Below are 14842 nucleotides of genomic sequence, written 5' to 3'. Positions count from 1 at the left end.
GGCGTTTGCACCGGAGGTGACCTTGACCGAGCGTGAGGATCTGCTGCGGCACGCCCGGGACAGGGCCGGGGTGCTTCGCCCGGGTTATCGCGCCGCGGGGCTCTGGTCGGCGACTCCGCTCGACGTCGTCCGATTCGCAGCCGTCCGCCAGCCGACCCGCGTCGCGCTCATGCAGCGCGGCACCGAACTGAGCTTCGCCGAACTCGACGAACGCATCGACACGGCGTGCCACGCACTCGTGGCGGCCGGGGTGGGACGTGACACACCGGTGCTGCTCATCGTGGGCAACGACATCGACTCGGTCATCGCCGTCCACGCGGTCCTGCGGGTGGATGCGGTGGCGCTCCTGGTGCCGGACAATGCCGGCGCCGCCCAGATCCGCGACATCATCACCAGGACCGGCGCGGTGTTCGGCATCGCTGCCGCAAAGCGTTCGGACACCGTTCTCGGAGACGACCACGTCGTCACCTGGGTGGACCCGCGCCACCGGCGGCAGAGCTCGGCCGCGGCACCGCACCGGCCCACCCGCGCCGCCGACGAACCGTCGGTCGTGCTGTACACCTCAGGCACGACGTCACGCCCCAAAGGGGTGATCCATTCGCTGAGCACGTTGGCCACCGCGGCAGCGAACTACATCGCCGCCGCCGGGTTGACCGCGGCCGATCGCGTCCTGCTGATCAGCCCGCTGGCCTCGGCGACCGGCGTCCTGCAGGCGCTGTTCGTCGCCCCCATGCTGTCGGCGGCCACCGTGCTGGAGGACCGCTGGGATCCGTCGGCCACCTATGACCTGCTGGCCGCGTCCGGCGCCACGTGGTACGGCGGACCGGATCGCCTGCTGGACAGGCTGTTGGACCAGGCCGCTCAACGCGATCAGGAAATCCCGCTGCGCGCGGTCTATCTCGGCGGGACGATGCTGGATCGTCGCATCGTCGAACGCGCGGAGGATGAGTTCGGCATCACCGTCATGCGGGCCTACGGATCCTCCGAGGCGCCGGTGAGCACCTCGGGTCTGCGCGACGAGTCTCGGGCCGTGCGCCACGGTGACGACGGCGTGGCGCTCAACCATGTCGACGTCAGGCTCGGTTCCGTCGGCGACCCGGGCGAATGCTGCATCAAGGGGCCCCACGTGTTTCTCGGGTACACCGACGCCGACGACGACCGCGCAGCATTCGAGGGGGAGTGGTTCGTGACCGGCGACGTCGCCGAACTCGAGGACGGACGCGTACGGATCGTCGGGCGGATCAAGGACATCGTGATCCGAAACGGACTCAAGATCGCGGCGGCGGAGGTCGAGGAGGCCGTGAGCGCGATCCCGGGAGTGCGGGAGTGCGCGGCCTACTCGGTGCCGGACGCCATGACCGGCGAGCGGCTCGCGGTCGCACTCGTGCTGGACGGCGGGACCGACCTCTCGCTGGCCGACGTCACGACGGCGCTGCTGACCGCGGGACTGCCCAAGTACAAGCTGCCCGAAGAACTGGTGTTCTGGGACGACCCGCTGCCGGTCAACGCAGGCGGCAAGGTGCTGCGCAATCAGTTGGCCGATGCCGGACAGGGGCGGAAGCGACTGTTCGCCGACCGCGTGGCCGCGACTCGCTGAGCGTCACACCGGCCGAAACACCGGGACCACCCAGCCGTCGTCGTCTTCTCGGAATGCCACGGTGAGATCCAGTCCGTCGCGCAGATCCTCGACCGCGCAGTCCTCGATCGTGGTCATCAGCCTGGGCCCCTCCTCGAGATCCACCATCGCCACGATGTAGGCCGTGCGCGGGTCGTCGTCGGTCGGTTTCTGGTGGACCACACTCCACGTGTACAGGCGGGCGCGCCCGGACGCTGCCGTCAGCGCCACGTCCTGGCTCCAGCAGTGCGGACAGAAGGGCCGCGGGTACAGCGAGTTCAACCCGCATGAGTCACAGGCATTGACGGTCAGGATGCGTTCCCGGACGCGGGTCCACCAGGCTTCGCTGTCGGCGTCGGTCACGGGGCGCGGCGTCATCAGGACCTCCCCAGGATCATGGTGGCGCTGTGACTGAAGAAGCCACCCATCGCGTGCACACACGCGAGTCGCGCGTCGGTCACCTGCCGTTGACCGCAGTCGCCACGCAGTTGTCGCACAGCCTCGACCATGAGGAACATGCCTCGCATTCCCGGATGGCACGAGGCCAGGCCGCCGCCGTCGGTGTTGGTGGGCAACGCGCCGCCGGGACGCAGTGCGCCCGAGGAGATGAAAGGGCCGCCTTCGCCCTTGGCGCAGAAGCCGAGGTCCTCGAGTGTGATCAGCACTGTCGAGGTGAACGAGTCGTACACCTGGCACACGTCGATGTCCCCCGGACTGACCGCGGCCGCTGCGAACGCCCGCGGTCCCGACACCGCCGCCGCCGATGTGGTGAAATCCGGCCACTCGCTCATGCTCACATGCGACGCGGCGGTGGCGGATCCGAGAATCCAGACCGGCTCGCGTTCGCAGTCCTTGATGACACGTTCGCCTGCCAGCACGACCGCACCGCCACCGTCGGTCCGCAGGCAGACGTGTCTCGCGGTGAACGGATCGGCCAGCATGGGCGCGGCTGCGACGTCCGCGATCGTGATGCGCTCGCGGTCGAATGCGTTGTCGTTCATGGCCGACCACTCATGCGCGGCGACCGCGACCTCGGCGAGCTGCTCGACGGTGGTTCCGAATTCGATCATGTGCCGACGTGCGGCCATCGCGTACTTCGCGATCAGCGTGGGCGCGTAGGGGGCCTCGTACTGCAGCACACCGCCGGCTCCCACCGGCGCCGCGGAGGCACGCAGGCGGCGCTTGACGTCGCTGCGTGCCGTCGACCCGTAGGTCAGGAGCGCCACGTCGATCTCGCCGGCGGCGATCGCGTCGGCGGCGTGCCCGGCCATGACCTCCCAGGACGAGCCTCCGACGTTCGTCGCGTCGACCCACCGGGGGCGCAGCCCGAGGTACTCGCTGACCTCGATGGGAGGCAGAAGTGCACCGTGCGCACCGAACCCGTCGACATCGGCCTTGGTGAGCCCGGCGTCGGCGACCGCGCGCTGCGCCGCCTGGGCCATCAGCCCCAGGGCCGTCTTGTCGGGCACCCGTCCGCAGTCGGAGAGTCCGACCCCCACAATCGCCACGCGATTCGACGCCATAGGACATGGTTATCACAGGAGATACACCCGTTTTCGAATATGTGAAATAGCTGTTCTCGTTCGGATACCGTGGTGCGGTGCGGCAATCGTTGCGAGATGCGCTGCGGGGCGACGGCCTCGTGCTGTGCCTGGCTCTGCAGGCCGCGCGCACCACCGACATCCCGATGATCGCGGCGGCATGCGGATACGACGCCGTCTACGTCGACCTCGAACACACCTCGACATCGTTGGAGGTGGCAGCGATGTTGTGCGCCAGTGCGCTCGGCGCGGGGATCTGGGGCCTGGTTCGGACGCCCTCACAGGATCCCAGTCTGATTGCCCGGGTGCTGGATTCGGGTGCCACCGGAGTGATTGTGCCCCACGTGAATTCCGGTTCAGAAGCACGGGCTGTCGTCGACGCCGCACGATTCCCTCCCGTCGGTCACCGATCGATCTCGGGCCCCAATGCGTTGAGCGGGTTCGGTCACCGATCGGCGGCCGAACTCACGCAGGTGTTCGAGCGGGAGACGACGGTGGCCGTGATGATCGAGACGCCCGAGGCAGTCGAGGCCTGTGACGACATCGCGTCGGTGGACGGGGTCGACATGGTGTTACTGGGTCCCAGCGATCTGACCGCTGAGATGGGCATCCACGGCGACTATGAGAATGCCCGTTTCCATAATGCGGTACAGTCTGTTCTGGCGGCTTGTCGTGAACACGGCGTGGCGTTCGGAGTGGCCGGGATCAAGTCCCTGGATCTGCTGGAGGGATTCGTGCACCAGGGGCTCCGGTTCATCTCGGCGGGAACCGATGTCGGGATGCTGAGCGAAGCGGCGACTCTGCGGGCACAGTCGCTGCGCGGACTCGAGAGGAAGCCTGACCGCACGCACCCATGAAGGAAAGCCTCGGCAGAACACCAGGAGGACGGATGCCCACCGCTATCTACACCCGACAAGTCACGGACCCGATGGCGTGGACCGGCGCGGACTTCACCAGCAAGGAGGACTTCTGCTTCGACCTGTCGGCTCGCAATGTCGCGGCGCTGGAGTCGATCCTGGCGAAGACGGCCGACAGGCCCCGTGACCAGATCTCCGCCGACGATGCCCGACACCCCGATCTCGACGACGACCTCGCGCGCCTCTACCAGGACCTGATGTTCGGCCGGGGGCTGGCGTGCGTGCGCGGCTTCCCGGTCGAGGAGCACTCGATCGAGGAGCTGGAACGCATGTACTGGGCGTTCTGCACCCACCTCGGATATCTCGTGTCCAACAACTCCTTCGGTCACCGGATGGTGCGCGTGCAGGAGGAGATCCTGCCCAACGGCGTTCAACCGGCTCGCGGAACGAAGTCGCGCGCCGAGCTCGCCATGCACAACGACGCGGCCGACATCCTGTCGCTGCTGTGCGTGTATCCGGCGGCACAGGGTGGCGAGAGCCAGTTCTCCAGCGGGCCTGCGGCGCACAACCGCATCCTGGCCGAGCGCCCCGACCTGCTCGACGTGCTCTACCAGGGCTTTCCTCACCACCGGCGCAGCGAGCAACCCGACGACCAGCCTGATGTGACGCCCTATGACGTCCCGGTGTTCTCCCAGATCGACGGGCGCATCTGCATCAACTTCACCTACAGCAGCATCCTCCCGGCCATGAAGACCCTCGGCCGCGAGTTCACGCCGCGACAGGAGGAGGCGGTCGAACTCCTGCGCCGGGTCCTGGTCGAGCAGCAGGTGGAGTTCCGCCTGGAGTCCGGCGAGGCCGCAGTCGCGAACAACTTCGCGATGTGCCATTCACGGTCGGACTTCGTCAGCAGCAACGACCCCAAGAAGGCCCGGTGCTTCCTTCGCGCCTGGATGGAGGTCCCACGTGCCGATCGCAGGCTGCCGATCGGTCGCGAGTACTTCCATATGGAGAACAGGGACCTGCGTCTCGGCTACGACGTGGTGGAGGGCCGTGACGGCGCGATCGCGGCCAATGACTACAAGAACGTCGACTCCGCCCTGGCCGACATGTTCAAGGCGGCACAGGCGAAGCCCAAGCTGAACAGATGAGCGGTATCGACCGGCCTCGGCTCGTCTACGAACGCTGGACCGATCCCGTCGCAGGCACGATGCTGCGCAGTGCTGGGGTCGAGCTGGTCAAGCTCGATCTCGCGGTGCCCGCCGAACAGAACTGGGCGGCACTGGAATCCGCGCACGGCTACCAGGTTGCCACCCGAACCGACGTGTCCGCTGTCCCGGACGGGACGCAGTGGCTGGCCGACGGGGCGCTGGTGCGACGTTGTGATCAGCTCCTTGCGGTCTGCTCGGCCGGCGCGGGGTACGACGTGATCGATGTCGACGCGTGCACGCGGGCCGGTGTCGCGGTGTGCAACAACTCGGGACCGGGCGCCGAGGCTGTCGCCGAGCACGCGCTCGGGTTCATGCTCGACCTGGCGAAGAGGATCACCGCGGCTGACCGAGTTCTGCGCGCCGGCGATCTCGGTGATCGGCTGGCGCTGCGGGGCAGTCAGCTCCAGGGCAAGACCCTGGGGGTGGTTGGCCTCGGCGCGATCGGGGGGCGCCTGGTCGAACTGTGCGCGCCCTTCGATATGGAGGTTCTGGTCTTCGACCCGTACCTGGACGAGGCGACGGCTCAGCGCCGTGGTGTGCAGCGGGTGCCGCTGTCCGATCTGCTCGAGCGATCCGACTTCGTCCAGGTCACGTGTCCGCTGACCCAGGAGACCAGCGGCCTCATAGGCGCCGCGGAGTTCGCGCTGATGAAGCCGACGGCGTTCTTCATCACCACAGCGCGGGGCCCCATCCACGACGAAGCCGCCCTGCTCGATGCGCTGACCGCAGGGGGCATCGCAGGTGCGGGACTGGATGTCTTCCACACCGAGCCGCCGCGCGCCGACAATCCACTGCTGCACCTGCCCAACGTCGTGGCGACACCGCACACGGCGGGGATCACCGTCGAGGCGGCACACGACATCGCCGTGGCGACTGCCCAGCAGTGGCAGACGATCTTCGCCGGCGGCATGCCGCCGCGCCTGCTCAACCCGGACGTCTGGCCGCTCTACTGCGACAGATTCTTCGACATTGTCGGCATCCACCCGACGGCACGGTTCGCCGCGGCCGAGTGAACATCATGACCACAGGGCGCCTTCGCGGAAAGGGATTTCATGTCTGAGGACAACAGCCATGTGGCGGGGCCGAACGGCTCACGTCCGGGAGTGGTGGACGAGCAGGTCCGACAGCACCGGACCATCGACTTCGAGGTTCGCGGCCACACCGCATGCGTGACACTCAACCGCCCCGAGGTGCTCAACGCCATCAACGATGAGATGATCGCTGAGCTGGCCGAAGTGTACGCCGAAATTGAACGCTCGCAGGACATCTGGGTGATGATCATCACGGGTGCGGGACGCGCTCTGTGTGTCGGCGCGGATGTCTCGAAGGCCGCGGACCACGACATGGAGAACGCCGCGGGCATCGACAACCAGGGCGAGCCGATTTTGAGCGCGATGCGGCAGTGGGATGCCCCCCAGGAGGCCACCCCGCCGTGGCTTCAGATGACCAAGCCGATCATCTGCGCCGTGAACGGCATCGCCTGCGGGGCGGGGATGGACCTCGTCACGACCGCGGACATCACCATCGCCTCGGAGGCCGCGACGCTGATGGACCCGCACGTGAGCATCGGGGTCGCCTCGGGTCGCGAGGCGGTGCGGTTGGCGCGGATTCTGCCGTTGCCTGTCGTGATGCGCCTCGTGCTGATGGGCAGACACGAGCGGTTGGACGCCCAACGCTGTTATGACCTGGGGATCTTCACCGAGGTCGTCCCGCCCGACGCGCTGATGGACCGCGCGTGGGCCATCGCCGACGTGGTGAACTCCAATGCGCCGCTGGCGGTGCGGGGTTCACGTATGGCGGTGCGCAAGGGCCTGACCCTGCCCATCTACGAGGCCGAACTGCTGGCCGAGAACTACCGAATGAAGGTGGCCCTGACCAAGGATGCCGTCGAAGGGCCACGAGCGTTCATGGAGAAACGCAGCCCCGACTGGAAAGCCCGGTGACCGGCGGTCACCTACCGGGGCAGCCCGAGGCCCCGCGTCGCGATGATGGTGCGCTGCACTTCGCTTGTTCCGGCATAGATCGTCGTGCCGAGTGAGAACCTCATGGTCTGCTCGAACCGTCCGTGCTCGGGCGAGGTCGGCTCGAGATGGCTGCGCAGCGCATCCGGTCCGACCATCTCCACGATGTCCTGGCTGGCACGCTCGAGGGCTTCGGTGCTGAAGACCTTGGACATCGGCCCCTCGGCGACGGGTACCTGACCGTGCTCGGACATCCACACACACCGTCGCTGCAGCAGCATGGAGACTTCGGTCTCCATCGCGACTCTGGCGATGCGTCTGCGGACGTCGCGGTCCATGATGGGCGTGCGTCCCTCTCCGGACGGCGTTGTCGCAGCCCAGTGTTCGGCATGGTGCAGCAGGCGAGCCAGGTGCGGACCCCATCCTGAGGCGTGTTCGTCCTGAAGTGAAAGCCCGAGAACACCCCAGCCGCCGTCGACGTCGCCTATGCGCCATTCGTCGCCGATTCGGACGTCGCTGTAGAAGGTGATGTTCGTCCGCTCACCGGACAGCGTCCACACCGCCTGGGCCTCGAACCCCTCGGAGTCGCACGGGACGAGGAACATCGTCAATCCCTGGTGCTTGGGTCTGTCCGGACTGGTGCGCGCAAGCAGGAACACATAGTCGGCGATGTGTCCGTTGGTGGTGAACATCTTCGAGCCGTTGATGACCCAGTCGTCACCGTCGCGGACCGCCCTGGTCGCGGCCGCGGCCACGTCGGACCCGCATTCGGGTTCGGTGAACCCCAACGCAATGGTGATGTCGCCCTTCATCGCACCGGCCAGGATCCGGTCCTTGAGAATGGGCGTGCCGATCTGCCGGATGATCGACGCCACCATTCGGGTGGTCTCCGAGAGGTACATCGGGGCGTCGAACCGCATGAGCTCCTCGTTGAGGACCTGTTCGTCCCATGCGCCACGATTCTGGCCGCCGAACTCGGCCGGCCAACTGGGCGCGAAGTGGCCTCGGTCGACGAGGCCCTTCGCGAAGCTGTCGTCGTGCGCCACTCCGCTGCGGTGGAGCTTCTCCTCGAACTCCTGCGTCATCACCTCCTGGAGGTGCGCGCGCACCTCACAGCGATAGGCTTCAACCTCGGGGTCGAGCTGAAAATGCATGGAGTCCAGCCATTCTGTCGTCTGCGGCACGGCAGCGTCGGCGCGATGGATAATGCTACTCTCCGATTCGAGAGTGTACATATCCGCATGTGACGGGGTGGGCCAACGTGGACCTGAGTCTCACTGACGAACAGCGAAGCCTCGTCGAGGCTTTCGCCGCGCTGTATGCCAGGGAGGCGACACCCGAGCGGGTGCGTGCCGCAGAACCGTCTGGCTTCGACCCGCGGCTGTGGCGGGTGCTGGGGGAGACGGGTGCCGTGGAGATGGCCGTCTCAGAGAGCGCGGGCGGGTGGGGCGCGTCAGTGCTGGAACTGGCGCTGACGGCCGAACAGTTCGGTCGCGCCGTGGCCTCGGCGCCGGTGATCGAGGCCCAGGTGGCCGCGTCGGCACTCGCGGCCGCCGGAGCCGGCGGGCAGACGTGGTTGCGGGACGCGTTGTCGGGCGACAGGCTGGTCACCTTCGCGCCGCGTTCCAGCCGGGGTCCTCACCTGGAGCTGGTGCCGGCCGGCGCCATCGCCGACGCGGTGGTGGCCCTCGTCGACGACCGGCTCCTTCTGGCGCCGATCGGAGAACGCCGCCCTGTGCAGAACCTCGCGGCGATGCCGTTGGCCGATGTCACCGTGGATGACGACGCGCTGGTCCTCTGTGAAGGGCCACGGGCGCACGAGCACTTCGCAGGTGCGCTCGACCTGTGGCTGACCCTCACCGCGGCGGCGCTGACCGGCATTGCGGCGCGGGCTGTCGAGATGGGCGCGGAATACGCCAAACAGCGGCACGCGTTCGGCGCCCCGATCGGGTCCTTTCAAGCGGTCGCGCATCCTCTCGCCGACTGCGCCACGGCGACCGACGGTGCACGACTGCTGGCCTACAGGGCTGCATGTGCGTTCATCGACGAACCGGACCGGCGAACCGAGTTGGCGGCCATGGCCTTCGCCTTCGCCTCTGAGGCGGCTCGCGACGCGACGCACCGCAGCCTTCATGTCCACGGCGGGTACGGCTTCGGCATGGAGGCCGACATCCAACTGCACTATCGTCGGGCACGGGGGTGGGCCCTGGTCTACGGCGAGCCCTCGGTGGCGCTCGACAGGGTTGCCGACGCGCGCTACGGCGCGCTGGCAGGCTGATCCCGGTCACCCATCCGCGCGAACGGTGTCCTTGGTGGCCAACACAATTGGCGGCGCCGTCCGCCAATCCGGCACGCCCTGCTCGGGGCCCGCGGTGGCTCCCTTGTCCTCCCGGACTCCCATCCAGTGCGAGTGGTTGAGCTGGTGCAGCGTGAAGCATGCCTGCAGCGAGTTGTAGAAACCCATGTTGTCCTGGGTCTGGTTCACCGACTCCTTGATGAGCAGCGCGGCCATGGTCGGCACCTCGGCGATACGACGGGCCATCTCGAGCGTCCGTTCGGCCAGTTCGTCGCGGGTGAACACCTTGCTGACCATGCCGAGCCGGTGCGCCTCGTGAACATCGATCGCGTCTCCGGTCAGCAGAAGCTCTTTGGCTTTGCGCGGTCCGAACTCCCACGGATGGCCGAAGTACTCCATGCCGCACATGCCGAGCCTGGTGCCGACGACGTCGGCGAACCGGACGTCGTCACTGCCGACGATCAGGTCGCACGCCCACATCAACATCAGACCCGCCGAGAACACGTCACCGTGCACCTGGGCAATGGTGATCTTGCGCAGATTGCGCCACCGCAACGTGTTCTGGAAGAAGTAGTGCCACTCCTGCAGCATCGTCTTCTCGGCGCCCTTCCTTCTGCCGCCGTTGATCGACGCCGTCGGATGCTGGTCGGGGCCGCGCCGGTACTCGGCGATGGCCTGTTTGGATCCGATGTCGTGGCCGGAGGAGAACATCTTGCCCTCGCCGGCGAGGATCACCACCCGCACAGTGTCGTCGGCCTCCGCCCGTCCAAAGGCCTCGTCGAGTTCGACCAGCATTCCGCGGTTCTGTGCGTTGCGCTGCTCGGGTCGGTTGAGCGAGATCCGGACGATCGTGCCTTCGTCGAATGTCTGCCACTTCAGGAACCGGTACTCGGTCAACTTGGTCTCCTCAGACTGGTAATCGCGTTAACGGATAATGAGAAGGTATATTCTCGTTGTGTCCCACGGAAGGATCAGACTCCGATGAACTCTGCCCTGGAAATCTGGGACGCCGACAATCACCTGTACGAACCACCGGACGCATACACCCGGCACCTGCCGCGGAAGTATCGGAGTGCCATCCAGTGGATCGAGGTGGACGGGCACACCAAGCTGATGATCAAGGGCAGGCTCACCGACACCATTCCGAACCCGACCTACGAGGTGGTGGCCTCGCCGGGAGCCTGGGCGGACTATTTCCGCGGCATCAACCCCGAGGGAAAGAGCCTTCGGGAACTGGCGAATCCGATCGCCTGCCCGGAGTCCTTCCGACGCGCACAGGAGAGGCTGAACCTGCTGGACACGCAGCGCATCCACGCCTGCGTGATGTTCCCGACGACGGGCGGGATGCTCGAAGAGCGCATGCTCGACGACATCGAACTGACGCACGCCGTCGTTCACGCGTACAACGAGTGGCTGCTGGAGGAGTGGACGTTCGACTATCACGGCCGGATCTTCGCCACCCCCGTCATCACGCTGCCCGATGTGGACAAGGCGGTGGCCGAACTCGACTGGTGCGTGGAGCACGGGGCCCGCGCTGTCCTGGTGAACCCGAGACCGGTGGCCACGGTGTCGGGACACACCACGTCGATGGGGCAGCGGTACTTCGACCCGTTCTGGAGCCGGGTCGCGCATCATGGCATTCCGGTGCTGATGCACGCCTGCGACTCCGGATATGACCGGTACAGCAGGGACTGGGAGGGTGCGGGCGCCGAGTACCAGCCCTTCAAACCCGATGCGTTCCGGACGATCGTCTACGAGGACGCCCGCTCGATCCTGGACACCTGTGCGGCCCTGGTGGCCCACGGCGTCTTCACCCGGCACCCCGGCGTGCGGGTCGGGGTGGTCGAGAACGGCGGGAACTGGGTGCCCCGGCTGGTCGAACTGTTCGACCGCGTGTACCGGAAGATGCCGGGCGAGTTCGCGGTCCACCCGGTGGAGCAGTTCCGCGAACACGTCTGGGTGAACCCGTTTCACGAGGAGGACATGACGGGCCTGATCGACCTCATCGGTGTGGAGCGCGTGCTGTTCGGGTCGGACTACCCACATCCGGAGGGATTGGCCGATCCGGCCGAGCTGACCCCGGAGATCGCGGCGCTCGACGAACCCGCGATCAGCCGGATCATGGGCGCCAACCTGCGCGACCTGTTGACGGCGGTGCCCGGTGGCCGCTGACACCAGGCCCAGGGTGATCCTGTGGGGCCCCGGACAGGTCGGCGTGGGCGCGCTGCGCGCCCTCATCGCCCATCCCGGTCTCGACCTTGTCGGAGTCGTCGTGCACTCCGAGGCCAAGGACGGCCGCGATGCGGGGGAGTTGTGCGGCATGCCCGAGACGGGCGTGATCGCGACGCGCGATATCGACGCGGCGCTGGCGGTGCCGGCCGATGCCGTCGCGTTCTTCGCCTCCGGTGACTACCGCTACCACGAGGCCGCCCAGGATGTCGCGCGCTGCCTGCGCGCGGGCAAGAACGTCGTGTGCACATCGCTGGTCCCGCTGTGCTATCCACCGGCGGCCGACCAGGCCACGGTCGAGCTTCTCGAACAGGCCTGTCGCGACGGCGGAACCAGCCTGTTCAACAGCGGTGTGGATCCCGGGTGGGCCAACGACGTCTTACCCCTGGTGATGTCGGGATTCAGCAGCTTGGTCGACACCGTGACGACTCAGGAGATCCTGGACTACGGCGGGATCAATCAACCCGAGATCATGTTCGACTTCATGGGATTCGGGCATCCACCGGATTTCCCGGCCCCGCTGCTGGACGAGAAACGGCTGGCCGCATTGTGGTCCCCGGTGGTGCACCTGGTGGCCGAGGGGCTGGGCCTGCCCTTGGACCGCGTCGACACCGAGATCGAGCCGTGGATCGCCACCGAGCGCTACCGGGTCGCCTCGGGTTGGATCGAGTCGGGAACCATGGGTGCCATGCGATTTCGCCTCGCCGGGGTGGTCGACGGTGAGGATCGCGTGATCCTCGAGCACTTCACGAGGATGGGGGAGAGCGCGGCGCCGGACTGGCCAAGGCACCCGTCGCCGCACGGCGGCTACCGTGTGATCGTCGACGGCCTGCCGACCTACACCGTGGACATCGAGATGCACGGCCGCGGAAACAACCTCCGTGGTCTGACCTACGCAACGGTGATGCGGGAGATCAACGCCATACCGGCAGTCATCGCCGCCGAACCCGGCCTGCTGTCCACGCTCGACCTGCCGATCATCACCGGACCCATGCGGGCCGGGCGGTGGCAGGGCGTACTCCCGCAGCAGGCGGCGGTGTGAGCTGCACCGAGGCGCCAACCGTCTCCGACGACCTGTGGACCGTCATGGGTTCGGCCACCGCGGTGCGTCGCTACCGTGACGAGAGCGTCCCGGCCGATGTGCTGGAACGTTGTCTGCTCGCCGCATCGTGGGCGCCGTCGGGCGGCAACCAGCAACCGTGGCGGTTCGTGGTGCTCAGATCGCCACAGCTGCGGGCCCTGGTCACGACCGCCGCACGACAGACATGGACGGTCATGAAGGAGTTCTACCGCCTGCCCGAGGTGCCGGACGACGCGTCCGACCCGAAGGCGCGCACGCTCCGGACCATGGCCGAGCACATGACCGTCGGTGGCGACGCCCCGGAACTGGTGCTGTTCTGCGTGCAACCGCAGCGCGGCACCACCGAGTTGCAGCAGGGGGGCTCGATCTTCCCGGCCGTGCAGAACTTCCTGTTGGCCGCGAGGGCGCAGGGCCTGGGCGCGGCGATCACGCTGTGGCACGATGCCTGCGATGCCGAATTGCGCTCGCAGATCGGCATTCCCGAGGACTGGCGGATCGCGACGCTCGTCACCGTCGGATGGCCCAGGGGACACCACCACCGCGTGCGGCGTAAGCCACTCGAGGAGGCGGTGTCCGTGGACTCCTGGGACCAGGCCTGGAGTCGCTGAACCGGCCCGCGCCGAGAAGGGACCGTCACAGCATCCCGAAGAACCTCTTGGCGTTCGTCGACAGGACCTTGCGCTTGGTCTCCTCGTCCAGCCCCTCAGTCGCCTTGTTGGCCACCTCGAGGCTTCTGGGCCAGTTGGTGTCGTTGTGCGGGTAGTCGGTCTCGAACATTAGCTGGTCCGGTCCGACCAGATCCAGGATGCGGAATGCCACTGGGTCGCCGAAGGTGGAGAAGTAGACCCGGCCGGGCACCTGGGTGCTCGGCGGCTCGGTGAGCAGGGGATGGATACCGCCCCAGGCCCTGCGGTCCTCCCAGACCTCGTCGACGCGTTGCAGGTAGTACGGAATCCAGCCGGCCTGAGCCTCCGCGAACGCGATCTTGAGGTCGGGGAACTGCAGGAGCTTGGCGGAGAACAGCCAGTCGACCATCGCGATGGTGCAGTTGACCGCCATCAGCGCACTGGTGACGACGTGCGGGGAGTCGGGTGAGGACTTCGTCAGCGACGAACTCGACCCGATGTGCAGCATGATGCCGACCTGATTCCGTTCGCAGGCCGCGAAGAACGGATCCCAGTAGCCACTGTGGATGGAGGGGAGGTCCAGGCGCGCGGGCAACTCGGAGAAGCAGACGGCGTGCATGCCACGCGCGGCGACCCGTTCCACCTCCTTGGCGGCCAGATCCACGTCCCAGAGCGGGATGATGCCGAGCGGGATGAGCCGACCGTCCGATCCGGCGGCCCACTCATCGATCTGAAAGTCGTTGTACGCCTGCACACACAGCAGCGCGAGATCCTTGTCCTTACCGTGCAGAAAGCGTTGGCCACAGAATCGGACGAGCGTGTTGGGGAAGCAGGCCGAGGCTTCGATGCCGGCGATGTCCATGTCGGCCAGTCGGTCTGCGGCGCGGAAGCATCCCGGTCGCATCTCGTCATACGTGATCGGATCGGTGGTGAGCTCGTCGAGTTCATAGCCTGCGGCGGCACTGATCAGCGGGATCGGGATGACGGCATCCTCGTAGTGCCAGATGTCGGCCTCCCGTCCGGTCTCATCCTCGACGAACGCGACGTCGGAGGTGACCGTGGGGTCCATTCGACCGCGGGTGCGGACAACCCGCGGTCCGATGTCGCGGTAGCGCTCGGGCAGGCGGGTTGTCCAGAGGTCGGCCGGCTCCACCAGGTGGTCGTCCGGTGAGACGATTCGGATGTCTGCGCTCAACGCTGCTCCTTCGAAGAAGGTCTCCGTCCACCCACGTGTGGCGGTTCCCGAAAACGAGAATGATTGTTCTCAGGCTACCGTACGGGCCAGCCGCCCGGCGGACGGAAGTCCAGAATCAGCCACGTTCGCTCGGCTCAGAGGGGTGTCGTCGCCGGGAGGTGCCGCTGCGGCGCAGGTGGCCATCAACATACCCGTGTAGGTGGTCGGAAGATTCCGTACAGAAAACAGGTATT

14 protein-coding genes are annotated in these 14842 nt (G+C 67.0%); 9 read left to right on the top strand and 5 right to left on the bottom strand.

The annotated features are described in order from the left end of the window. Positions 1-22 precede the first annotated feature (22 nt). The gene (locus A5727_RS16005) at positions 23-1597 is read left to right on the top strand and encodes a class I adenylate-forming enzyme family protein (protein ID WP_068251354.1); all 1575 of its coding nucleotides are present in this window, start codon (positions 23-25) and stop codon (positions 1595-1597) included. A 3-nt stretch (positions 1598-1600) separates the two neighbouring features. Here the strand turns inward: A5727_RS16005 and A5727_RS16000 are convergent, their stop codons facing one another. Both A5727_RS16000 and A5727_RS15995 read right to left on the bottom strand, forming a co-directional pair. Further along, a complete protein-coding gene (locus A5727_RS16000) occupies positions 1601-1993 on the bottom strand; it encodes a Zn-ribbon domain-containing OB-fold protein (RefSeq protein ID WP_068251283.1) in 393 nt (130 codons plus the stop codon). Beyond that, positions 1993-3138: an acetyl-CoA acetyltransferase gene (locus tag A5727_RS15995; protein WP_068251280.1), complete on the bottom strand. Its 1146-nt coding sequence runs from the start codon at positions 3136-3138 to the stop codon at positions 1993-1995. The genes A5727_RS16000 and A5727_RS15995 overlap by 1 nt, the downstream gene beginning before the upstream one ends. A 77-nt stretch (positions 3139-3215) precedes the next feature. Here A5727_RS15995 and A5727_RS15990 point away from each other — a divergent pair, with 77 nt between their 5' ends. From A5727_RS15990 to A5727_RS15975, 4 genes are read left to right on the top strand one after another with little or no spacing between them, the layout of a single operon-like run. Continuing rightward, the gene (locus tag A5727_RS15990; protein ID WP_068251277.1) at positions 3216-4013 is read left to right on the top strand and encodes an HpcH/HpaI aldolase family protein; all 798 of its coding nucleotides are present in this window, start codon (positions 3216-3218) and stop codon (positions 4011-4013) included. 32 nt (positions 4014-4045) lie between these two features. Further along, positions 4046-5161, top strand: a complete 1116-nt coding sequence (locus A5727_RS15985; RefSeq protein ID WP_068251271.1) for a TauD/TfdA family dioxygenase — start codon at positions 4046-4048, stop codon at positions 5159-5161. Then, positions 5158-6234, top strand: coding sequence for a hydroxyacid dehydrogenase (locus A5727_RS15980; RefSeq protein ID WP_068251269.1), 1077 nt, complete (start codon positions 5158-5160; stop codon positions 6232-6234). Before A5727_RS15985 ends, A5727_RS15980 begins: the two co-directional genes overlap by 4 nt. A 39-nt stretch (positions 6235-6273) precedes the next feature. Beyond that, entirely contained in the window at positions 6274-7164 is an 891-nt protein-coding gene (locus A5727_RS15975) for an enoyl-CoA hydratase/isomerase family protein (protein WP_082949842.1), read from the top strand. Positions 7165-7175: 11 nt separating this feature from the next. Here A5727_RS15975 and A5727_RS15970 read toward each other — a convergent pair whose 3' ends face one another. Next, positions 7176-8336 (bottom strand): acyl-CoA dehydrogenase family protein, encoded by a 1161-nt coding sequence (locus A5727_RS15970; protein ID WP_068251267.1) that lies wholly within the window; start codon positions 8334-8336, stop codon positions 7176-7178. Between the two features lie 107 nt (positions 8337-8443). Here A5727_RS15970 and A5727_RS15965 point away from each other — a divergent pair, with 107 nt between their 5' ends. After that, on the top strand, positions 8444-9460 hold the full coding sequence (locus A5727_RS15965) for an acyl-CoA dehydrogenase family protein (RefSeq protein ID WP_068251264.1): 1017 nt from the start codon (positions 8444-8446) through the stop codon (positions 9458-9460). 6 nt (positions 9461-9466) lie between these two features. Here A5727_RS15965 and A5727_RS15960 read toward each other — a convergent pair whose 3' ends face one another. Then, a complete protein-coding gene (locus A5727_RS15960; RefSeq protein ID WP_068251261.1) occupies positions 9467-10375 on the bottom strand; it encodes an enoyl-CoA hydratase in 909 nt (302 codons plus the stop codon). Between the two features lie 84 nt (positions 10376-10459). Here A5727_RS15960 and A5727_RS15955 point away from each other — a divergent pair, with 84 nt between their 5' ends. From A5727_RS15955 to A5727_RS15945, 3 genes are read left to right on the top strand one after another with little or no spacing between them, the layout of a single operon-like run. Then, on the top strand, positions 10460-11650 hold the full coding sequence (locus A5727_RS15955; RefSeq protein WP_068251254.1) for an amidohydrolase family protein: 1191 nt from the start codon (positions 10460-10462) through the stop codon (positions 11648-11650). Between the two features lie 13 nt (positions 11651-11663). Continuing rightward, a complete protein-coding gene (locus tag A5727_RS15950) occupies positions 11664-12749 on the top strand; it encodes an NAD(P)H-dependent amine dehydrogenase family protein (protein ID WP_068251345.1) in 1086 nt (361 codons plus the stop codon). Between the two features lie 44 nt (positions 12750-12793). Continuing rightward, the gene (locus A5727_RS15945; protein ID WP_068251348.1) at positions 12794-13396 is read left to right on the top strand and encodes a nitroreductase family protein; all 603 of its coding nucleotides are present in this window, start codon (positions 12794-12796) and stop codon (positions 13394-13396) included. A 25-nt stretch (positions 13397-13421) separates the two neighbouring features. Here the strand turns inward: A5727_RS15945 and A5727_RS15940 are convergent, their stop codons facing one another. After that, complete coding sequence (locus A5727_RS15940) at positions 13422-14609, bottom strand: amidohydrolase family protein (protein ID WP_068251253.1); 1188 nt, start codon at positions 14607-14609, stop codon at positions 13422-13424. Between the last annotated feature and the right edge of the window lie 233 nt (positions 14610-14842).

Source organism: Mycobacterium sp. ACS4331, assembly GCF_001667265.1.
GTDB lineage: Bacteria > Actinomycetota > Actinomycetes > Mycobacteriales > Mycobacteriaceae > Mycobacterium.
The sequence above is the reverse complement of the archived record's forward strand: the minus strand, read 5'-3'. Positions and strand labels throughout refer to the sequence as shown.

What these genes read in the sequence shown, in the direction of transcription:
- A5727_RS16000 (WP_068251283.1), bottom strand. Translation starts at nt 1,993, where the DNA reads ATGACGCCGCGCCCCGTGACCGACGCCGACAGCGAAGCCTGGTGGACC.
- A5727_RS15995 (WP_068251280.1), bottom strand. Translation starts at nt 3,138, where the DNA reads ATGGCGTCGAATCGCGTGGCGATTGTGGGGGTCGGACTCTCCGACTGC.
- A5727_RS15985 (WP_068251271.1), top strand. Translation starts at nt 4,046, where the DNA reads ATGCCCACCGCTATCTACACCCGACAAGTCACGGACCCGATGGCGTGG.
- A5727_RS15980 (WP_068251269.1), top strand. Translation starts at nt 5,158, where the DNA reads ATGAGCGGTATCGACCGGCCTCGGCTCGTCTACGAACGCTGGACCGAT.
- A5727_RS15975 (WP_082949842.1), top strand. Translation starts at nt 6,274, where the DNA reads ATGTCTGAGGACAACAGCCATGTGGCGGGGCCGAACGGCTCACGTCCG.
- A5727_RS15970 (WP_068251267.1), bottom strand. Translation starts at nt 8,336, where the DNA reads ATGCATTTTCAGCTCGACCCCGAGGTTGAAGCCTATCGCTGTGAGGTG.
- A5727_RS15955 (WP_068251254.1), top strand. Translation starts at nt 10,460, where the DNA reads ATGAACTCTGCCCTGGAAATCTGGGACGCCGACAATCACCTGTACGAA.
- A5727_RS15945 (WP_068251348.1), top strand. Translation starts at nt 12,794, where the DNA reads ATGGGTTCGGCCACCGCGGTGCGTCGCTACCGTGACGAGAGCGTCCCG.